This is a genomic window from Aquibaculum arenosum (assembly GCF_029222965.1).
Lineage (GTDB): Bacteria > Pseudomonadota > Alphaproteobacteria > Kiloniellales > DSM-21159 > Aquibaculum > Aquibaculum arenosum.
Genome location: NZ_JARHUD010000002.1, coordinates 1 through 18,705, shown reverse-complemented (window position 1 = coordinate 18,705; position 18,705 = coordinate 1). Strand labels below are relative to the sequence as shown.

The window sequence follows — 18,705 nt, the reverse complement described above, 5'->3', positions numbered from 1 at the left end:
AATGCGCCTCACAGTTGATCACTCTAGGACACGAACTCTTGGGTGTGCAGCCAAATTCTGATTGCATAGGGTTTGTTTTAGAACCACGCCCGTTGTCCCTTGGCTTCGGTGTTCTGCTCCCCGCGAAGATCGCCCGTCTGATAATGCGTGATGCTATTTGCGTGTTCGCCTATTTCCCGCCTTGTGGTTGAGCAACGCCCGGTGAGCAACCACTCTGCTGCCAAGAAGGCGGTGCGTGGGGAGGGCGTGTGATGCGGGCGTTTCAGTTCGATCGGCATTTGATTGACAACTATGAGCGTTTTTCGCGCTCTTTCAGCACGATCCACGCGCCCGATCTCGACGCCGCCATCAAGCGGGAGTATGCCGAGGGTCGTTTCTGGCCGGATGCACTGCTGTCGCTCAACCCGCGCTATCAGCCTGGGCCGTGGGTTGAAGGCCTTGTAGCGGACGGGACGTTGGACGAGGCGACGGCCAGCATCTTCCGCTTCAGCAATGGGCCATTGCGCTTGCACGTCCACCAGGGCCAGGCGCTTTCCAAGGCGCAGGCCGGGGACAGTTACGTGGTCACCACGGGCACAGGCTCCGGCAAGTCGCTCTGTTTCTTCATTCCCATCGTCGATGCCATCGTCCGGGCGCGCAAGGCGGGGCAGGGGAAGCGCACGCGCGCGATCATCGTCTACCCAATGAACGCCCTAGCCAACAGCCAGATCGAGGAGATCACCAAGTTCATTAGCCAGTCCGGCCTGCCGGAGGACCTTCAGCCCACGGTCAAGCGTTACACGGGCCAGGAGAGTCAGGACGAACGCAAGGCGATCGCAAAAGACCCGCCGGACATCCTGCTCACCAACTTCATGATGGCCGAGCTGCTGCTGACGCGGCAGGACGAGGTCGACAAGCACGTGGTGGAGAACGCCAAGGGCCTGGAGTTCATCGTCTTGGATGAGCTCCACACCTACCGCGGGCGACAGGGCGCCGATGTCGCGATCCTTGTCCGCCGCTTGCGCGCGCGTTGCACGCCCGATCGCGCGCCAATCTGCATCGGCACCTCGGCCACCATGGCCAGCGAAGGCAGCGAGGAGAGCCGCGCCCGTGCCGTTGCCGAGGTGGCATCCCGGCTCTTCGGTGTGCCCGTGGGGGCTGATGCGGTGATCGACGAGTCTCTCCAGCGGGCAACGCACGACGAGCTGTCTCTGGACAGCGTGACGCCCCGGCTGCCGGAGGTGCTGGCCGCGCCCTTGCCCGAGCATCTGACCAATGACGAGCTGAAGCATCACCCGCTTGCGGTCTGGGTGGAGCTGGCGCTGGGGTTGGACGATGGGCTCATCTTGACGCGGCGCCCGCCCATTCCCTTTGGCGAGGCGGCGCAGAAGCTCGCGGACGCCAGCAAGCTGGACGTGGAGGTCTGCAGCGAGGAGCTTGCCCGGTTCCTCACCCAGGTCAGCCTGCCCGAGCACCAGCGTGGTGGCGAGAGCGAGCAGGCCTTTCTGGCCTTCAAGCTGCACCGCTTCATCTCCGGTGCGGGGGAGGTCTACACCACGCTGAAACCGCCGCCGCGGCGTGTGTTGCTGGATGGTCAGCTCGAGGACCCCAAGGCGCCGGGCGTGCGTCTCTATCCCACCCGCTTCTGCCGCGAGTGCGGGCAGGAATACCATGTGGTCACCCAGACGCTGCAGCAGGACCGCACGGTCTTCCTGCCGCGCAGCATCGATGAGACGCCGCTCGAAGACGAGGATGCCATCGACCAGGCCGGCTATCTCACGCCCATGACCGAGGGCGACGACGATTATCGCTTCGATGGTGACGTGGAGACCTTGCCGGAGACCTGGACCGAGGAGCGCAACGGCATCCTGCGCTCACGCGCCAATCGCAGGAAACGCATTCCGCAACCGGTGACCGTCACGGAAGAGGGCTTTCTGGCGCCGGAAGGGCGGCCCTTCTGGTTCATTCCCGGCCGCTTCGGCTTTTGCACTCGCTGCTGGGAGGAGCCGAGCCCCAACGCCCGCGAGCGCAGCAAGCTGGCGGGTTTGACTGCGGAGGGGCGCGCCATTTCAGTACAGAACTCTGAACGCCGAATGCCGCCGTTTCTACGCTAGAAGCGGCGACCAGCGTTCGCAGCAATTCCGACTTCGATCCCATGATGCGAACCTCGTCGTCTGCAACCTCGACGCGCTGCGCCAGCGCGCGCAGATGGTCGCGGCGGTAGCCGCCATCGTCGAGCCGTATTCGTTCGCGGGCCTTGCGGGCGAACCCCTTGAGCATGTCGGGGCTGACGCCCTGATTGCCTGAACTGTCGAGTGCAAGCTGAGTGCGCTCGGCGTCGGCGGCGGCCTGATCCCGCAACGCCTTTAGGCTCGTCATACGCTCCTTCGCCATGGCGTCATCCTTGTCCACCATGCCTGCTTCGATGGCGTCAAAGAGACGGCCAAGCCGCTGGTCGGTTTCCGTGATTCGCCTGTTAAGCTCGGCAAGATGCTCGCGGCGACGCTCCGCGCGCTCCTGTCGCCGGTCGATGACGCTGGCGAGGACAGTTTCCAGTCGCTTGGGCTGGAGAAGCCGATCCCGGATATGATCGGCGACAAGGTGGTCAAGCTTATGCATCGGGATCGTGCGGCCCTTGCAGCCGGTCTTGCCCTGCCGCGCCTTAGTCGAGCAGGTGTAATAGCGGTATGTCGCTCCCGTGCTGCCTTGGCCGGTGCGCAACGTCATCGCTCCCCCGCATTTGGCGCAGAAGCAAATGCCTGTGAGCAGCGTGGGGCCACTGGAGACGCGCGCGGGCGTCACCAAAGGATCGCGCGACTTCAAACGCGCTTGAACCGCATCGAATATCTCGCGCTCGATCAGGGGCGGTACAGCCATGATGGCGACCTCGCTCTCCGGCTTCTTCTCCCGGTCCTTGTGCGAGCGTGTGTTGAACCTGTGTTCCCCGATATAGGTGGTGCGGGTCAGGATGGCGTGGATTTGAGCCAAGCCCCATTTACCACCGTCGCGGGTGAAGAAGCGACGCTCATTGAGATAAGTAGCAATAGCCTTGACGCCCATTGCGCCGGACGTGCCGTCACCTTCGAGATAGAGCCGATAGATCAGTCGCACGGTGTCGGCGTGCAGCGGATCGATCTCCAGCTTCTTCTTGATCTTCGCCCCCCGCTGCTCGGCCGCAACGATGCGGTAACCGATGGGTGGCCGTGCGCCGTTCCAGAAGCCTTGCCGGGTGTTCTCGTTCATGGCGCGCAGGACGTGCTTGGCGTTCTCCTTCGACTGGTATTCGTCGAACAGTGCCATGATCTGCCGCATCATCTGGTGCATGGGATCGTCGCCCATCTCCTGCGTAATGGACACGAGCTTGACGCCATTCTTGGCAAGTTTCCTGACGTAGAACTCCATCTCGAAATGATCGCGGAAGAAACGCGAGAAGCTATGTACCACGACAATATCAAAGGGGGCGGGCTTGGACGTTCCCGCCTCTATCATGCGTTGGAACTCGGGGCGCTTGTCGTTGGTGGCGGTTGCGCCCGGCTCGACATAGGTTTCAACGAGCTGGTAGCCGCGTTGCTCGCAATAGGCTTCGCCCTGCCGCTTCTGGTCGGGAATGGAAATGTCATGTTCGGCCTGCCGGGCAGTCGAAACGCGTAGGTAGAGGGCGGCGCGGGCGGTAGTGGTTGGGCTGTGAATGTTCATGGTCGGCCTCCCATAGATTTCTTCGCCTTGGGGCGGTCGATCAGGGGCAACGCCAGCTCCACGCGGTCATGCACCACCTTGGGCGCGAGCTTGCGTCCATGCCCCGGTTCAAGCCGCACAAGGCCGTAGCTTTCCATTGTTTTCAGGGTGCGTGACAGATTGGAGCCGGCCCGGCCGGTGATTTCTGCCAGTTCCTCCAGTGATGCCGGGGCCTTCTCGGCGATGATGCGCAGCAGTTCGCGGTTGCCGGCCGACAGCACCTTGGCGAAGGATTCGGTCGATGTGAACCACACCTTCGGATCGCCGGGAGCGGGCTTTTCCTCGCCACGCGCGATCCGCATGGTGCGGGCCTTCATTTCCTCGTAGTCGGCAATCCCGACTTTCAATGTGGTCATAGGGCACCTCGCTCCTTCAAAACCGCGTCTGCCGCCTGCCAGAAGTCGGCCAACAGCGTGGCCGCATCCTCGTAGGCGTTGGGCTTCACGGTCTGGAGACGATGCCTATGGTCCATCGGCTCGCCCCTCCTGCCTCGGCCGACCGGATGGGCGTTATCGAAGCCGACCAGCCGTTCGCCCGAAGGCCCGTGAAGCGTGAGCGAATAATCGAGGCCGTGCGGTTTTTCCGGCGAGGCCGGAACGCGGGTGACGACAAACTTCACCCAATAGCCGCCTTCGGGATCGACAAAGAGCATCTGTCCGTCGAGGTCCAGAAGCGTGTCGAGGCTCGGATCACGATCCGCGCTCACATCTTTTTCCTATCAATTTGTGATAGGAAATGCAAGCTGTCATCCGGCTTTCTCGGGTTCAAGAGTTCGTCGAACACATCGCCGAACCAACGCTCGAACACGTCAATCTCGGCCTCGGTGACAGGAACATCATCGGGCCAATCGTCGGTGACGCGCATCCTCTGGCCGTCCGGGCCAAGAAGGGGCGCGTCGGCAGCTCGTACCCGGCCGTCCGGCGTGGGATCGTCGGCGTAATCGAACAGATCATCGGGAAGTGGTTCGGGGATCGACTGTCGCGGTCGTCCCTTGCGGGCGCGGCGGCGCTCTGCGCACATGGAATCCTCCTTGGTTCTGGTGGTTTCCGGGGCCAAAAGACCCCGGAATTAAGCGAACCATGGAGGGCAGTCGGCAGCCTGTAGCGTGCCGCATTTGCGTTGATGCGCTGGCGGCACCCTGCGGATCGGGATTACGGCAAGTGGAGGAGGATACTGTCCGCTTTCAGGCTGGTAGAGGATGAAGCGGCTATTCGATGTCAGAAAAGTCGATCTCAAAGGGCCGACTTTTGTACCTGACTTTGCGAGAAGATATTCCCTGAAATATCAGTGCCAGTGGTTTTGTCGCAAATCTTAGGATTTCCGCGATAACTACACTGGCACTGTCTAGGTGGCTTTAGGGCCAGAAACAGTTTCGCGTGTTTCTCAGCGCCAGATCGCCGCGTGCTCTTCCGCAAAGCTAGCGAAGGAAACGCCCGGGCGTCCGGTGTTGGCCTCGACCACGCCGGACAACTTTTCTTCCCGCCTTGCAGCAATGATGGCATCAAGGCCGGCAAGTGTCTGCGCATAATCGGCCGGCAGTCCAAATCGTTGATGTCGCTCTGCCAGCTCTTCCACCGTCAACCGGACATGTCGCACGATTCTTCCGGCTGCACGGCTGATCTGCGAAGCAACATCATCATAGCTCAACAATTCGGGCCCGGTAATCGGAAGATCATGCTCGGGCGCGTCTGCCTGCAGCAATATGTGCGCGCCGACCCCGGCGATGTCATCGACAGATACGAACGGAACCCGCCCATCCCCAGTGGCCGAGTAGATTGCGTTTTCGTTGTTGATCGACGAAAGGTGCGGTTCGTTGATGAAGTTCTGCATGAACCAGGATGGGCGCAAAACGGCCCATTCCGGTGCGACCTTTCGCAAGTAGGCGTGGATCTGGCCCATGGCGGGGCCACCTTCCTGAAGTTGGGTGGAGGACAGCAGAACAAAGCGCTTTGCGTCCATCGCAAGGGCCTTGTCGATGAAAGGGGCGACAAGGTCGATCGGCGAATTGTGCCCCACGGGCGCGAGGATATAGATACGTTCCACATCCACCAACGCTTCCTCGAATGTTTTGGGGTCGCTCCAATCGAATTGTACCGACTGGGTGCCGGCCGGTGCAGTCCCGGACCGGCTCGCCAGACGCAGCCGCGCGCCGCTGGAGCGAAGGCGGCCCGCGATGGCCGCGCCTGTTTTGCCGGTCGCGCCGGTGATGAGAATCAAGGGCTTATTCATCGACCTGGCCCATCCTGTTCATGGTATCGACCCCTCCCATGGCTTCAAGCGCAACGAGAGGGTTCCAGTAGTCACGATAGGTCTCAATCAGGTCATTCGCGACTTCGATGATAGAGACATAATGCATGACGAAATCCCTGTCGGTGGTCACCGCCGTCGAGGCGACATGAAACTCGATGATCCGCGTTTCGCCCGCGCGCAGCACATTGTCGACGGTAATTTCGCGTAGCTTGATATTATCAGGATAGCTGCGGATGTAATCGGCAATGGCCGCCTTTCCCTCTACGACACTCGGATAGCCCTGAGGGGCGTATGGAAATTCCATCTTGCCTCTGGCGGAAAACATTTCGGACCATGCTTCAGTCCGCCCCTGTCGTAGTGCGTCCAATGCCTCGAAAAGACGACGAACGATGGGGTCCTCATTCCATGATAGTGTCACTGCAGCCTCCATTCGATACGGAACGGTTCCGTATCGTTTTTATAACAACCTTTGACTTGGAACGCAACCGTTTCGCGCGTAATTTGTCCCGCATGGAATCAAGACGGCGCATCAGCACACAGGACGCACTTCATCCGCGAACGACGCGTGCAATCTGGCGCGCGGTGATCCTAGAATTGGCAAGAACCGGATATCAGGCCCTTTCGATGGAGCAGGTTGCCCGGCGCGCGGGAGTGGGGAAAGCCGCCTTGTATCGACGCTGGAGCGGACGCGAGGCCATGATGCTCGACCTTGTGGCGTCGATCGAATTCCCCATCATCGCCGCTCCCGATAGGGGTAACCTACAAGACGATCTGCTGGCCTATCTCACCGGCGCGGCGCATCTGTTCCGCCGCCCGCTGGCGCGTCGCCTCCTGCCCGAACTCTATGCCGAAATGAGCCGGGGCGGCGCTCTGGGCAATGCCCTTCGCGACAAGCTTCTGGGGCTGAAGGGATTGCAGTTGCAGGGGCTGATCGACCGGGCAATAGCCCGCAGTGAGATAAGCCCTTCGACAGACCTCAGGCTGGCATCCGCCTTGATAGTCGGCCCCCTGTACTGGGCCTGGATCATCGAGCGGCGCTCCTTTGAAGGGGCGTCACTGTCGTTTATTGCGAAATCGCTAGCTACTGCCCTCTCGACCAGCGATTAAAAGATTTACCATCTCAATTTTATTTTAATCTGATTATTAGTATAGGAATTGTCTGTTGGGAATCCGCTTACAGGCATAAATCGCGACGCTCTTCATTTCACGAATAATATCCGTGTCGGTTTTGATGTGGTTCGCAAGCAACCAGCCTTAGCTTTTAGGAAGTCCCCGCCGCGCCTTTGCAAACCCCCGATCCGTTGCAATGAACCGCTCCAGCATGGGCACGATCAGCCTGATGGGATCGGCGACGGGTTGATCGCTCTCGCGGGCCAACACCTCGCTATAGGCGATCAAATCGCGGTGAAGTGGCGCTGGTAACTCCACCGTCACCTTGACGGGCTTGTTGTCGGCCAGCGGGCCGAGTTTCAGCTTGGTCATGGTCAACCTCCTGCCGGCTCGAACACAAGGTCGCGGGTGACGATGATCCTGACCGGGAAACCGGGGCGGATGGTGAGCGTCGGGGCGACCTGCAACTGGCGCTGGACGATCTGTTGCCCCGCCTGATTGACGGTACCCTGCGCACCGTCGCGGATAGCCCGGATCAGCCGATCCTCGTCGCTGGTCGCCAGCTCCGTGCCAACCGCAAGCAACGTGGACAACCCTGCGGCCTTCATCAGATCCCACCAATGATAATCGACGCCATCCTCAAGGCCGGCGTAACCGCTGGCGTCCGCGCCCGGCAGGCGCTCAAGTATGATGGAGCGTCCGCCCGGCAGGATCAGGCGATTCCATACCAGCAATACGCGGCGCTGGCCGAAGGTCACGCCGTCATCATATTGGCCGATGATGCGCGTTCCCTGCGGGATCAGGAGCAGCGAGCCGGTCGGGCTGTCATAGACGTTTTCGGTTACTTGCGCTGTGACCTGGCCCGCAAGGTCGGAACGGATGCCGGTGATGAGTGCAGCCGGGATCACGGCCCCGGCCTGTAGCGTCCAGGGTGAGGCCGGCGGCATGACGCGATCCGGCGTGACGGTCTGCCGGTCTACGGGTCCATTGAGGAAAGCCGTGTGCCGGTCCTGCGTCGCAGGCTGTCCGCCGAGGCCGAGACCGGCATGGCCGGGCATGGCCGTTCCCGGCATTGCTCCAGCGCGCGGGCCGGACTGGAAAAACACGTTGCTCAAGCGGGCGGCTTCTTCTTCGGCGCGGCGGAGTTCTTCCTCTGGATCGACGGCGGGCGTTGTCATGACGGGCGGCGTAACCGGCTGGCCCCGGTTCTGCGCGTCGAGAATGGGGCGGCCGAGGTCGCCCGGCAATGCCGGTCCCAGGACCGGGCCGGTGTAATCGCGCGGCAGACCGGCAAGGCCGTCCGCCGTGGACCGATTCTCGGTCGAATAGAGTTCGCCGCCGCCCGGTCCCGCATCGCGGGTCTGGAGGGCGTAGATCAGCGCGCCGCCGATGCCGAGAAGCGCGACCGCGCCGACGCCGGCCAGCATCTTGCGGGACAGGCGGGTGACGCGCGGCGGTTCCGCGCGCAGCCGCATGGGCGCGGCGCTATCGGTGATGGAGTTGTCTGTCATGACGGGGTGTCTCCGGTCGCGCTGGCGGGCTGCGCGGCTGCGGCCTGCGTCGGGTTGGTGCGAACGATCCTGACGACCTGCTGGCGGTTGCCGCTGCCAAGGCGCAGATCGGCCGCGCCGAACAGGCGGTCCACGATCAGGACGTTTTGGTGGACTCGGCTATTTACGATCTGCGGCTCGCCATTGGAGCCGAGCACGAAGATCGGCGGCATTTCGCCCTGCACGATCCCGGCCGGGAAGACGACATAGACGCGGCGGCCATCGTCGAAGACGGAGATGGGTCGCCATGGCGGGCTGTCGCCTGTCAGGCCGTAGCGATAGTTACGCGCAGTCTCGGCCGGGATGATGGGCGCGGCCGGAACGGTCTGGCGCTGGCCTGCCGGCGGCGCGGGATAGGCCCATGCGACGGCCGGCATGTAGAGCGTTTCACGGGCACGCAGTTCGATCAGATAGACCCGGCGATCTGTGGTGACGACGAGGTTCGTCGAAATGTCCTCCCGCGACGGCTTCACGAGGATATGGACGCGGCGGTTTGCACCGCTGCCGCTCTCGGTGTCGCCGATGATCCACCGGGCGGTGTCGCCGGCCGCAATCGGTCCCGCGCCGGTCAGGCTCTCGCCCGGCTCCAGTGCAATCGTCGTGATCTGTCCGACTGCGGCATAGACCTGATAGAGCGCGCCTTCGCTCCACGGGAAAACCTGTATGGCATTGTAATAACCTTCGCGGCGCGGCTCGACGCGCGCGGCGGCATTGGCGTTCTCGACGCGGCAGCGGCTTGCCCACCCCGCGCCACGGTCCATGCCGGCGGCGTATGCAGCGGCCGGGGCGTGTCGTCGGTCGTGACCGTCTGGACCGTGGGCAGCGGCGGCACGCTGGCATCGTAGCTGAACTGCGGCGTCCGGTTGGTCGCGCAGCCAGCGAGCACGGTCGCCGAAAACAGCACGGCCGCAACGGCCGGGGCGTGGGTGATCGTCCTCATTGGCTCATCTCCCGCGACCATGAGATTGCGTTGACATAGATTCCCAACGGATTGGCGCGCAGGCGTTCGGCGTCGCGCGGCGGCTGGATGGCGATGGTGAGGATCGCGGTCCATCGCTCGGTCGTGGCAAGCTGGCCGTTCTCGTAGTGCCTTTCCGTCCAGGCAACGCGGAAGCTGTCGGGCGAAGCCCGGATGACGCTGGAAACCTCGACGGCTACAGCCACGCGGCCGACCTTGGTGAACGGGTCATTGGCACGGGCATAGTCGTTGAGCGCCGCCGCGCCCCTGTCGGTCGTCCACTCGTAAGCCCTGAGCCAGTTCTGGCGGACAATGATGGCGTCGGCCGGGATCGCGCGGACCTGCTCGATGAAGCGGCCAAGGTGGAACGCGATCTGCGGATCGGTCGGGCGATAATCGGCTGTGGCGGGTGCCACGGTCTGCGCCTGACCGAGATTGTCCACCTGAACAACCCAGGGCACCACGGTCCCGCGCGCCGACTGCCAGACCAGCGCGGACGCAAAGCCGGCCGAGAGGATCAGGCAACCGAAGGCCATATAGCGCCAGTTTCTCGCCTGAGCGCGGGCCGAGCCGATACGCTCGTCCCAGACTTGTGCGGCCTTCTGATAGGGCGTCTCGGGCTGTGGGCCTTTGCCGTAATGGGCGGCGGGTCGTTTGAAGATGCTCATGAGCGGTCACTTTCGGAAAGATTGATGGAGGAGCCGCCGCCATGGCTGTCACCGGAACGGACGGCGTGTGCGGCCATGGTGGTGCCGTGGTTCACCGCCTGCGAACGCTGCATGCGCTGCGCCCAGGCGGGCGGACTGCCGGTCGGGGGCGACGACGCGCTGGCTGGGGCAGCGCCTGCGCCACCGGCCGTTCCCATGGTGGAGCTGCCGCCCGTCACGCCAAATCCGGCCTTCGCACCTTCGGAGAAGCTGGATTTGACGGATTCGCTGGCGCGCGCGGCGGCGCGTTTGAGGGGCGAGATGGCGGCGGAGCCTGCGGCGCGGGCGACGCCGCCAATGCCGGAGGCAATGCCTGCCGCCCCGGTCTGGCCGAGCGAGCCAAGGCTGTAGGCGGCCGAAGCCGCCCCTGCGGCGGTCGTACCGCCGCGGACGGTCGCTGCTCCACCGGACAGTGCGGCAGCGCCACCCTTCGCGGCCAGCATCGTTGCGCCGCCAGCGGCAACGGCTGCGCCACCGACCGCAAGGCCGGTTCCCACGGCTGCGCCCGCACCGAGTTGCGGCCCGCCCGAGACGATGCCGTTGGCGATGCCGGGACCGAAAATGCCGAGGCCAAGCAGCGACAGCGCTGCAAGCACGATAGCCATGGCGTCGTCAATGCTCGGCGTTGCGCCGCCGAAGCCTGCGGTGAACTGGCTGAACAACGTCGAGCCGATGCCCATGATGACCGCGAGCACCAGAACCTTGATGCCGGACGAAACGACATTGCCCAGGACTTTTTCGGCCATGAAGGCGGTCTTGCCGAACAGGCCGAACGGGATCAGCACGAAGCCGGCGAGCGTGGTCAGCTTGAACTCGATCAGCGTCACGAAAAGCTGAATGGCGAGGATGAAGAAAGCGAGCACCACCAGCGCCCAGGCGAACAACAGGCAAGCGATCTGGATGAAATTCTCGAAAAACGCGATCCAGCCCATCAGGTCGGATATGGAATCGAGCAGCGGCCGTCCGGCGTCGAGGCCGGTCTGTGCCACGCGGCCCGGTCGCATGAGATCGGCAACGGAAAAACCTGTGCCCGACGCCATGAGGCCGAGACCGGCGAAACTCTCGAAGACGATGCGAGCGAGGTTGTTCCAGTTGGAAATGATGTAGGCGAAGACGCCGACGAAAAGGGTTTTCTTCACCAGCCGGGCGATGATGTCGTCATCCGTGCCCCAGGCCCAAAAGAGCGCGGCGAGCGTCACGTCGATGACGATCAGCGTCGTGGCAATGAAGGCGACCTCGCCGTCGAGCAGGCCGAACCCGCTGTCGATGTATGAGGTGAAAACCCCGAGAAAGTTGTCGATGACGCCCGTGTTGCCCATGTCAGCGGGCCTCGCTGCGATCACGACCGAGGAAACGGTCGCGGTTTTCAGCCCAGATGCGCAGGCATTCGGTGTCACTTGCGGCCGCCTCGCCGAGTTGCTGACAACGGCGCAGGTTTTCGCTCAGCGGATCGGCCGGCGGCTGGAGGGCCAGCGCTGGCGGCGGCGCGGCAGGTTCATCCTTCCGTGCCATGTCGATTGCGGCCGCCGTTACGGCGATGGCGACGAACACCACGGCCCCGAGCCGCGCCAGCATCTTGCCGTCCATGACGAGTCTCCCGGTCAGTTGTTGCCGTTGTTGAACATCTGCGCGTTACCCGGCTGGTAGCCGCTGCCGGGCGTCAGGAACCGCTGGCGCTGGATGCGGCCCTGCTCGGCGGCGGTGGCGCGCTCCGCCTCGGTCAGCGCGTCGGCGCGGCCGTTCGCCGCCATCAGCGCGATCAGGTCGGAAAGCTGCTGCGACTGGAGGGCAAGAAGCTGGTTGCCGGCCTGCGTAGCTTGCAGCGCGCCGGTCGAACCCTGACTTTGGCCGACCAGCGCGGACATTTCGGTGCGGTTGGTGTCAATATTGCCGACGACGCCAGCCTGCACGCGCATGGCGTCCTGCAAGCCGCCGACCGTGTTCTCCCACCGGCTGCGCGCATCGGCGACAAGCTGGGCGTCGGTCGCCGAAAGCGAGACATTGCCGTATTGGCTCTGGAACGCTTGGTCGATCTGGCCGACCTCTAAGGCGATGTTCTGCGCCTGCCCGAGAAGCTGCTGGGTGCGCTGGACGCTCTGCTGAATCTGCTGGAGCGAGGAATGCGGCAGGCTCGCCAGATTGCGGGCCTGATTGATGAGCATCTGCGCTTCATTCTGGAGGCTCTGAATCTGGTTGTTGATTTGCTCCAGCGTGCGCGCGGCGGTGAGCAGGTTTTGCGCGTAGTTGGTCGGGTCATAGACGATCCGGCCGAAGCCGAATTGCGCATGGGCCGGGCTTGCCAGCATGGGCGACAACGCGGCGGGCACGGCGAGCGCCAGCGCGAGGGCCGAAGCCCCGGCGATCTTGGAATAGGTCATGGAAGAATCTCCTGTGTGGGGTGGCCATCCGGCACATCCGGCGCGGCGGATTCCGGCCGGTCGGCAAGATTGGTGAGGTTCGGGATCAGCTCGGCCGCCCAATCGACGCCGCGCTCGCGCAGCCAAGCAGCGAGGAAGCCATCGCGGCCGGCCTCAGTGACGATCTGCGCAATAAGCGTCTGGTCGGATTTGGCGGATGCGGCGCAGAGCGCGAGGCCGACTTCGGATAGGCCAAGCTCGAACAGGCGATTGCCCCTGCGGCTTTGGCAGTAATAATCCCGCTTGGGCGTGGCCCGTGCGAGGATTTCTATCTGCCGGTCATTGAGGCCAAAGCGGCGATAGATGGCCGTGATCTGCGGCTCGATGGCGCGCTCGTTCGGCAGCAATAGCCGCGTCGGGCAGCTCTCGATAATGGCGGGCGCGATGTTGCTCCCATCAATGTCGGACAGGCTTTGCGTGGCGAAGATGACGCTGGCGTTTTTCTTGCGCAGCGTTTTCAGCCATTCGCGGAGCTGGCCGGCAAACCCCTCGTCGTCGAGCGCAAGCCAGCCTTCATCTATGATGAGCAGCGTGGGTCGGCCGTCGAGCCGGTCGCCGATCCGATGGAACAGATAGGCGAGCACGGCCGGGGCTGCGCCGGTCCCGACAAGGCCCTCGATCTCGAACGCCTGCACATCCGCCGAGCCGAGGTGTTCCGCCTCGGCGTCGAGCAGCCGGCCATAGGCACCGCCGACGCAGAACGGCCGGAGCGCCTGTTTCAGATCGTTGGATTGCAGCAGAACGCTGAGGCCCGTGATCGTGCGTTCCTCGACCGGGGCCGAGGCCAGCGAAGTCAGCGCCGTCCAAAGATACTCCTTGACCTCCGGCGTGATGGCGACGCCTTCGCGCATGAGGATGGCGGCGATCCAGTCCGCCGCCCATGCGCGTTCATAGGTGTCGTGGATGCGGGCAAGTGGCTGGAGCGAAACGGACGCCTCGTCCCCTTCCGTGAGGCCACCGCCCAAATCGTGCCAATCCCCGGCCATGGCGAGCGCGGCGGCGCGGATGCTGCCGCCGAAGTCGAAGGCGAAGACTTGGCTAGCCTCGTAGCGCCGGAACTGGAGCGCCATGAGGGCGAGTAACACGGATTTGCCCGCGCCCGTGGGGCCGACGACAAGGGTGTGGCCTACGTCGCCGACATGGAGACTTAGCCGGAACGGGGTTGAGCCTTCGGTCTTTCCAAAGAGCAAAGGGGGCGCACCGAAATGCTCGTCCCGTGCCGGCCCCGCCCACACCGCCGATAGCGGGATCATGTGGGCGAGATTCAAAGTGCTGATGGGTGGCTGGCGGACATTGGCGTAGGCGTGTCCGGGCAGGCTGCCGAGCCATGCGTCAACCGCGTTGACCGTCTCGGCCATGGCGGTGAAGTCGCGGCCCTGAACGATCTTCTCGACCAGGCGCAGCTTCTCGTCGGCTATGCGCGGGTCGGCATCCCACACCGTCACCGTGGCGGTGACGTAGGCCATGCCCGCCACGTCCGCGCCGAGTTCCTGCAACGCCATGTCGGCATCGAGCGCCTTGTTGGCCGCATCGGTGTCCACCAGCGCGGACGCCTCGTTCGTCATGACTTCTTTGAGGATCGCGGCAATTGACTTGCGCTTGGCGAACCACTGACGGCGGATGCGGGTCAGCAGCCGCGTCGCATCGGTCTTGTCGAGCAGGATCGCCCGCGTGCTCCACCGATACGGAAACGGCAGCCGGTTCATTTCGTCGAGCAGGCCGGGCGTCGTCGCGGTCGGGAATCCCACGATGGTCAGGACGCGGAGGTGCTGGTCGCCAAGGCGCGGCTCCAGCCCGCCGGTCAACGGCTGGTCGGCGAGCAGCGCGTCGAGGTGCATCGGCACTTCCGGCACGCGCACGCGATGCCGGTTGGTCGATATGGTGGAATGGAGATAGGTCAGCGTCGCGCCGTCATCCATCCAACGGCACTCGGGCATGAAGCCGTCGAGCAAGGCCAGCACGCGGTCGGTGCGGTCGATGAAGCCGCGCAGCAGCTCCCACGGGTCCACGCCAGCTTTCTCCCGGCCCTCGTAAAGCCATGCCTCAGTTCGGGCGGCCTCATCGGCAGGCGGGAGCCAAAGGAAAGTCAGGTAGTACTGGGACTCGAAGTGAGCGTCTTCTTCCTCGAATTGGGCCTTCCGCTCGGCATCGACCAGCGCGGATGCAGCATCGGGGAACTTGCTCTCCGGGTATTGCGGAGCCGCAAGCCGAACGGCTTCGACGAAGATGCTCCAGCCGGAGCCGAGGCGGCGCACTGTGTTGTTGATGCGGCCGGCGACGGCGACCAGCTCGGCGGCAACGGCGGAATCCAGATCGGGACCGCGAAACTTCGCGGTGCGCTGGAATGAGCCGTCCTTGTTGAGCACAACGCCGGAGCCGACGAGCGCGGCCCAGGGTAGATAGTCGGCGAGCCGGGCGGCGGTGCGGCGATATTCGGCAAGGTTCATCATCATGCGCCTCCATCAGACCGAAAGGTGGCCGGGGATGCGGAGATGCCGCCGTCCGACCTCGACAAAGAGCGGGTCGCGCTTCGCCGCCCACACGGCCGCGAAATGGCCGATGGCCCAGATCGCAAAGCCAACCAGCCAGAGACGCAGGCCGAGGCCCACGGCTCCGGCCAGGGTCCCGTTCATGATGGCGATGGCGCGCGGAGCGCCGCCGAGCAGGATGTGTTCGGTCAGCGCCCTGTGGACCGGGACGGAGAAGCCCGGCACCGCATCGAGTTGTTCGAGGACGGCCGCCATCAAACGAGCGCCCCGCCGCCGAAGGAGAAGAACGACAGGAAGAAGCTCGACGCAGCGAAGGCGATGGAGAGGCCGAAGACGATCTGGATCAGCTTGCGGAAACCGCCGCCGGTATCGCCGAAGGCCAGCGTCAAGCCGGTCACGATAATGATGATGACGGCGATGATCTTGGCGACCGGCCCCTCGATCGACTGAAGGATGCTCTGAAGCGGCGCTTCCCATGGCATCGACGAGCCGGAGGCCTGGGCGGCCGGTGCGAGCATGAGGCTGATGACAAGGGTGGAGGCGGCGGTAGCCATGCTGCGAGTGCCGCGCAAAAGGGTGCGGATCATGAAGGTTCTCCTGTGTTGGGTTTGGTGGGGGTGATGCGGTAGTCGCCGTCCGGTCCCAGCCCTTCGACGCGGGCGAGTTCGGCCAATCGACGCGCGGAACCGCGCCCGGAAAGCACGGCAACGACGTTGATGGTCTCGGCGATCAGCGCGCGCGGGACCGTAACCACGGCCTCCTGGATGAGCTGTTCGAGTCGGCGCAGCGCGCCGATGCCGGAACCGGCATGGATGGTGCCGATGCCGCCAGGGTGTCCCGTTCCCCAGGCTTTGAGCAGGTCGAGGGCTTCGGGGCCGCGCACTTCGCCGATGGGGATGCGGTCGGGGCGCAGACGTAACGAGGACTGCACCAAATCGGAGAGCGTGGCGACGCCATCCTTCGTCCGCATGGCGACGAGGTTGGGCGCGGCGCATTGCAACTCGCGGGTGTCCTCAATGATGACGACGCGATCCGCGCTCTTGGCGACTTCGGCCAGGAGCGCATTGGTCAAGGTCGTTTTGCCGGTGGAGGTGCCGCCCGCGACGAGGATGTTGGCGCGGGATGCGACGGCTGCGCACAGAGTCTCGGCCTGGTCGGCGGACATGATGCCTGCCGTCACATAGTCGTCGAGCGTGAACACCGCGACGGCGGGCTTGCGGATGGCGAAGGCCGGTGCGGCGACGACTGGCGGTAACAGTCCTTCGAAACGTTCCCCGGTCTCCGGCAGTTCGGCCGAAACGCGGGGGGATCGCATATGCACCTCCGCGCCGACATGGTGGGCGACAAGGCGGACGATGCGTTCGCCATCGGCAGCGGACAGGCGCTCGCCGGTATCGGCCAGCCCCTCGGACAGCCGGTCCACCCAAAGGCGACCGTCCGGGTTCAACATCACCTCGACCACGGCCGGGTCTTCGAGCAGTCGGGCGATGGCGGGGCCGAGCGCGGTGCGCAACATGCGCGCACCGCGTTGGATCGCTTCTGGTTTGTGGTGATTTCTGGTCATGTCGGCCCCGTTTCTCATGGGGCGCGACAGGCGATCCCCGGATCGGGGTCGATTAAGAGAGGCCGAAATCGGGCCGGTTCAACAAGTATCTAAGTGCGGGCGGTGATCGGCGGCGACCGGCGGCAAATAGGATGGGCTTGAATGTTCAAATCTGATCGCCGTTGATCTCGGTTTGATCTGATGGGATGTCGTCGTGCAGCGAGTCGATGTCCCGCGACAACTCCTTGAGGAATCTGTCGCCCGTCGCCAGACGCCGACCGAGGGTTTGCATGAACCCCTCGAACCGTTCCGCACCCTTTGCGCGGGCGGCGGATTGCGCGGCCCCCGAAAGCGGCGGCGTGATAGTCAGCCAAAAATGGATGAACTGTGCGACCGTCTCGCCGAGGACGGCAAGGTCCATATCAAGCGTGTCGATCTGGCGGCCGAGCTTGTCCAGGCGGCGCGACATGGCTGCTTCAAGCTGATCGGCGGAATCGCCGGAGAGGTAGGACATGACCGCCGCCTCCACGATGGCGGATTTCGAGACCTTGCGGCGCAGCGCCAGCGACTCGATCTGCGGCATGAGCGCGGGGTCGAAATAGAGATTCAGGCGGGTTCGGGTTGCCATGGGCGTGTCCTCAAAGGTCGATTCCGTCATCGGGATTCATGGAAACCTGTCGCGCCACCGTCCTCATGCGCTGGCGCATGGCGCGGGCCTTGGCTGCGTCAACATCCGGTTCGTCGTCCAGAAACTCGAACTCCTGCGCGGGCGACGGCGGCGGCACGACGATTTCCTCATGCTCGGGCAATTCCGGTTCGCGGCGGATACCGGAATTGGCCGGATCGCCTTCTTCATCGTTTCCCGCGACGGCGATTGCCCTCTCTTTCGTAGCGACGACGCGGCTCGACCAGTCGTCGGATGCTGTCTCGGTCGTTTGAGCGGATTGCAACTGGGGCGGCGGCAGGATGCGTTCCTGCAACCGCCCATCCTCGAAATACCGCGCCTTCTTCGCCCGGATCGGCGGGGTGCCAGCGACCATGACGATCTCGTCGGCAGGCGGTAGCTGCATGATCTCGCCAGGCGTCATCAATGGCCGCGCCGTCTCCTGCCGTGAGACCATGAGGTGGCCGAGCCATGGCGCGAGACGATGCCCGGCATAGTTGGTGGAATCGCGTAACTCCGTCGCCGTGCCGAGGGAGTCCGACACGCGCTTGGCCGTGCGCTCGTCGTTTGTGGCGAAGGCGACGCGGACATGGCAGTTATCGAGGATCGAATTGTTCGGCCCATAGGCGCGCTCGATCTGATTGAGGCTCTGCGCGATCAGGAAGGACTTGAGGCCGTAACCAGCCATGAAGGCGAGCGCGGATTCAAAGAAATCGAGACGGCCGAGTGCCGGAAACTCGTCGAGCATCAGCAGCAGGCGATGACGCTTGCCGGACGTGTTCAGTTCCTCGGTGAGCCTGCGCCCGATCTGGTTGAGGATCAGGCGAATGAGCGGCTTGGTGCGGTTGATGTCGGACGGTGGCACGACAAGGTAGAGGCTGACCGGCTTCTTGCTTCCGACAAGATCAGCGATGCGCCAATCGCAACGCGCCGTCACCCGCGCCACGACCGGATCGCGGTAGAGACCGAGAAACGACATGGCCGTGCTCAACACGCCCGACCGTTCGTTCTCACTTTTGTTCAGCAGTTCGCGCGCCGAGGATGCGATGACTGGATGAACGCCGGCTTCGCCCAGGTGCGGCGTGTCCATCATCGCGCGTAAGGTCGTTTCGACTGGGCGGCGCGGATCGGACAGGAAGTTGGCGACGCCAGCCAAGGTCTTGTCGGCTTCCGCGTGTCTACTTAACCTTCTTGACTAACGAATGACATGACGGTTTCGATGGGGCGTCTCCCCATGTTGCGGTAGCCGAGATGGGGTCTTTCGGTGTTGTAGTGGAGGAGCCAGGCATCGAGATCGGCCTGC

General features: G+C 63.8%; 19 protein-coding genes and 3 pseudogenes. 2 read left to right on the top strand and 20 right to left on the bottom strand.

Annotated elements, in window-relative coordinates; genetic code table 11:
* Positions 1 to 251: 251 nt before the first annotated feature.
* Positions 252 to 1,052: pseudogene (locus P2G67_RS03000) on the top strand (DEAD/DEAH box helicase); the annotation flags it as partial.
* 889 nt (positions 1,053 to 1,941) lie between these two features.
* On the opposite strand, the gene P2G67_RS02995 reads toward P2G67_RS03000, so the two are convergent.
* From P2G67_RS02995 to P2G67_RS02970, 6 genes are all read right to left on the bottom strand, one after another.
* Complete coding sequence (locus P2G67_RS02995) at positions 1,942 to 3,675, bottom strand: recombinase family protein (RefSeq protein ID WP_275819895.1); 1,734 nt, start codon at positions 3,673 to 3,675, stop codon at positions 1,942 to 1,944.
* Positions 3,672 to 4,070: an HVO_A0114 family putative DNA-binding protein gene (locus tag P2G67_RS02990; protein WP_275819893.1), complete on the bottom strand. Its 399-nt coding sequence runs from the start codon at positions 4,068 to 4,070 to the stop codon at positions 3,672 to 3,674. The genes P2G67_RS02995 and P2G67_RS02990 overlap by 4 nt, the downstream gene beginning before the upstream one ends.
* Positions 4,067 to 4,420 (bottom strand): toxin-antitoxin system TumE family protein, encoded by a 354-nt coding sequence (locus P2G67_RS02985; RefSeq protein WP_275819891.1) that lies wholly within the window; start codon positions 4,418 to 4,420, stop codon positions 4,067 to 4,069. Before P2G67_RS02985 ends, P2G67_RS02990 begins: the two co-directional genes overlap by 4 nt.
* The gene (locus P2G67_RS02980; RefSeq protein WP_275819889.1) at positions 4,417 to 4,734 is read right to left on the bottom strand and encodes a hypothetical protein; all 318 of its coding nucleotides are present in this window, start codon (positions 4,732 to 4,734) and stop codon (positions 4,417 to 4,419) included. Before P2G67_RS02980 ends, P2G67_RS02985 begins: the two co-directional genes overlap by 4 nt.
* Before the next feature lie 363 nt (positions 4,735 to 5,097).
* Entirely contained in the window at positions 5,098 to 5,943 is an 846-nt protein-coding gene (locus P2G67_RS02975; protein ID WP_275819887.1) for an ergot alkaloid biosynthesis protein, read from the bottom strand.
* Entirely contained in the window at positions 5,936 to 6,382 is a 447-nt protein-coding gene (locus tag P2G67_RS02970) for a nuclear transport factor 2 family protein (protein ID WP_275819885.1), read from the bottom strand. The genes P2G67_RS02975 and P2G67_RS02970 overlap by 8 nt, the downstream gene beginning before the upstream one ends.
* Between P2G67_RS02970 and P2G67_RS02965 the strand changes: the two genes are divergently transcribed.
* Positions 6,370 to 7,071 (top strand): TetR/AcrR family transcriptional regulator, encoded by a 702-nt coding sequence (locus P2G67_RS02965; protein ID WP_275819883.1) that lies wholly within the window; start codon positions 6,370 to 6,372, stop codon positions 7,069 to 7,071. The two genes, P2G67_RS02970 and P2G67_RS02965, sit on opposite strands and share 13 nt — an antisense overlap.
* A 147-nt stretch (positions 7,072 to 7,218) precedes the next feature.
* Here P2G67_RS02965 and P2G67_RS02960 read toward each other — a convergent pair whose 3' ends face one another.
* The 14 genes and pseudogenes from P2G67_RS02960 to P2G67_RS02895 all read right to left on the bottom strand — a co-directional run.
* Positions 7,219 to 7,446, bottom strand: coding sequence for a DUF2274 domain-containing protein (locus P2G67_RS02960; RefSeq protein WP_275819881.1), 228 nt, complete (start codon positions 7,444 to 7,446; stop codon positions 7,219 to 7,221).
* Positions 7,447 to 7,448: 2 nt separating this feature from the next.
* Positions 7,449 to 8,585, bottom strand: coding sequence for a TraB/TrbI/VirB10 family type IV secretion system protein (locus P2G67_RS02955; protein WP_275819879.1), 1,137 nt, complete (start codon positions 8,583 to 8,585; stop codon positions 7,449 to 7,451).
* Positions 8,582 to 9,385, bottom strand: a complete 804-nt coding sequence (gene trbG / locus P2G67_RS02950; RefSeq protein ID WP_322099628.1) for a P-type conjugative transfer protein TrbG — start codon at positions 9,383 to 9,385, stop codon at positions 8,582 to 8,584. The genes P2G67_RS02955 and trbG overlap by 4 nt, the downstream gene beginning before the upstream one ends.
* 175 nt (positions 9,386 to 9,560) lie before the next feature.
* Positions 9,561 to 10,250, bottom strand: a complete 690-nt coding sequence (trbF, locus tag P2G67_RS02945) for a conjugal transfer protein TrbF (protein WP_275819877.1) — start codon at positions 10,248 to 10,250, stop codon at positions 9,561 to 9,563.
* Entirely contained in the window at positions 10,247 to 11,608 is a 1,362-nt protein-coding gene (trbL, locus tag P2G67_RS02940; RefSeq protein WP_275819875.1) for a P-type conjugative transfer protein TrbL, read from the bottom strand. The genes trbF and trbL overlap by 4 nt, the downstream gene beginning before the upstream one ends.
* Position 11,609: 1 nt before the next feature.
* Positions 11,610 to 11,876, bottom strand: a complete 267-nt coding sequence (gene trbK-alt / locus P2G67_RS02935) for a putative entry exclusion protein TrbK-alt (protein ID WP_275819873.1) — start codon at positions 11,874 to 11,876, stop codon at positions 11,610 to 11,612.
* A 14-nt stretch (positions 11,877 to 11,890) separates the two neighbouring features.
* The gene (gene trbJ, locus P2G67_RS02930; protein WP_275819871.1) at positions 11,891 to 12,667 is read right to left on the bottom strand and encodes a P-type conjugative transfer protein TrbJ; all 777 of its coding nucleotides are present in this window, start codon (positions 12,665 to 12,667) and stop codon (positions 11,891 to 11,893) included.
* Positions 12,664 to 15,159 (bottom strand): conjugal transfer protein TrbE, encoded by a 2,496-nt coding sequence (gene trbE, locus P2G67_RS02925; protein WP_437124245.1) that lies wholly within the window; start codon positions 15,157 to 15,159, stop codon positions 12,664 to 12,666. The genes trbJ and trbE overlap by 4 nt, the downstream gene beginning before the upstream one ends.
* 9 nt (positions 15,160 to 15,168) lie before the next feature.
* A complete protein-coding gene (locus P2G67_RS02920; protein WP_275819869.1) occupies positions 15,169 to 15,450 on the bottom strand; it encodes a VirB3 family type IV secretion system protein in 282 nt (93 codons plus the stop codon).
* Positions 15,450 to 15,782 (bottom strand): TrbC/VirB2 family type IV secretion system protein, encoded by a 333-nt coding sequence (locus tag P2G67_RS02915; RefSeq protein ID WP_275819867.1) that lies wholly within the window; start codon positions 15,780 to 15,782, stop codon positions 15,450 to 15,452. The genes P2G67_RS02920 and P2G67_RS02915 overlap by 1 nt, the downstream gene beginning before the upstream one ends.
* A complete protein-coding gene (gene trbB / locus P2G67_RS02910; RefSeq protein ID WP_275819865.1) occupies positions 15,779 to 16,759 on the bottom strand; it encodes a P-type conjugative transfer ATPase TrbB in 981 nt (326 codons plus the stop codon). Before trbB ends, P2G67_RS02915 begins: the two co-directional genes overlap by 4 nt.
* 145 nt (positions 16,760 to 16,904) lie before the next feature.
* Positions 16,905 to 17,366: a ribbon-helix-helix domain-containing protein gene (locus P2G67_RS02905; protein ID WP_275819863.1), complete on the bottom strand. Its 462-nt coding sequence runs from the start codon at positions 17,364 to 17,366 to the stop codon at positions 16,905 to 16,907.
* Positions 17,367 to 17,376: 10 nt separating this feature from the next.
* A pseudogene (gene traG, locus P2G67_RS02900) lies at positions 17,377 to 18,567 on the bottom strand (IncP-type conjugal transfer protein TraG); the annotation flags it as partial.
* A 17-nt stretch (positions 18,568 to 18,584) separates the two neighbouring features.
* Positions 18,585 to 18,705, bottom strand: a pseudogene (locus P2G67_RS02895) (IS481 family transposase); the annotation flags it as partial.

Bases quoted from the DNA above. Each gene is read 5' to 3' on its own strand.
- trbG (WP_322099628.1), bottom strand. From the start codon at position 9,385: ATGGACCGTGGCGCGGGGTGGGCAAGCCGCTGCCGCGTCGAGAACGCC.
- P2G67_RS02960 (WP_275819881.1), bottom strand. From the start codon at position 7,446: ATGACCAAGCTGAAACTCGGCCCGCTGGCCGACAACAAGCCCGTCAAG.
- trbL (WP_275819875.1), bottom strand. From the start codon at position 11,608: ATGGGCAACACGGGCGTCATCGACAACTTTCTCGGGGTTTTCACCTCA.
- trbB (WP_275819865.1), bottom strand. From the start codon at position 16,759: ATGACCAGAAATCACCACAAACCAGAAGCGATCCAACGCGGTGCGCGC.
- trbK-alt (WP_275819873.1), bottom strand. From the start codon at position 11,876: ATGGACGGCAAGATGCTGGCGCGGCTCGGGGCCGTGGTGTTCGTCGCC.
- P2G67_RS02980 (WP_275819889.1), bottom strand. From the start codon at position 4,734: ATGTGCGCAGAGCGCCGCCGCGCCCGCAAGGGACGACCGCGACAGTCG.
- trbJ (WP_275819871.1), bottom strand. From the start codon at position 12,667: ATGACCTATTCCAAGATCGCCGGGGCTTCGGCCCTCGCGCTGGCGCTC.
- trbF (WP_275819877.1), bottom strand. From the start codon at position 10,250: ATGAGCATCTTCAAACGACCCGCCGCCCATTACGGCAAAGGCCCACAG.
- P2G67_RS02920 (WP_275819869.1), bottom strand. From the start codon at position 15,450: ATGGCGGCCGTCCTCGAACAACTCGATGCGGTGCCGGGCTTCTCCGTC.
- trbE (WP_437124245.1), bottom strand. From the start codon at position 15,159: ATGATGATGAACCTTGCCGAATATCGCCGCACCGCCGCCCGGCTCGCC.
- P2G67_RS02955 (WP_275819879.1), bottom strand. From the start codon at position 8,585: ATGACAGACAACTCCATCACCGATAGCGCCGCGCCCATGCGGCTGCGC.
- P2G67_RS02995 (WP_275819895.1), bottom strand. From the start codon at position 3,675: ATGAACATTCACAGCCCAACCACTACCGCCCGCGCCGCCCTCTACCTA.
- P2G67_RS02990 (WP_275819893.1), bottom strand. From the start codon at position 4,070: ATGACCACATTGAAAGTCGGGATTGCCGACTACGAGGAAATGAAGGCC.
- P2G67_RS02965 (WP_275819883.1), top strand. From the start codon at position 6,370: ATGATAGTGTCACTGCAGCCTCCATTCGATACGGAACGGTTCCGTATC.
- P2G67_RS02905 (WP_275819863.1), bottom strand. From the start codon at position 17,366: ATGGCAACCCGAACCCGCCTGAATCTCTATTTCGACCCCGCGCTCATG.
- P2G67_RS02915 (WP_275819867.1), bottom strand. From the start codon at position 15,782: ATGATCCGCACCCTTTTGCGCGGCACTCGCAGCATGGCTACCGCCGCC.
- P2G67_RS02975 (WP_275819887.1), bottom strand. From the start codon at position 5,943: ATGAATAAGCCCTTGATTCTCATCACCGGCGCGACCGGCAAAACAGGC.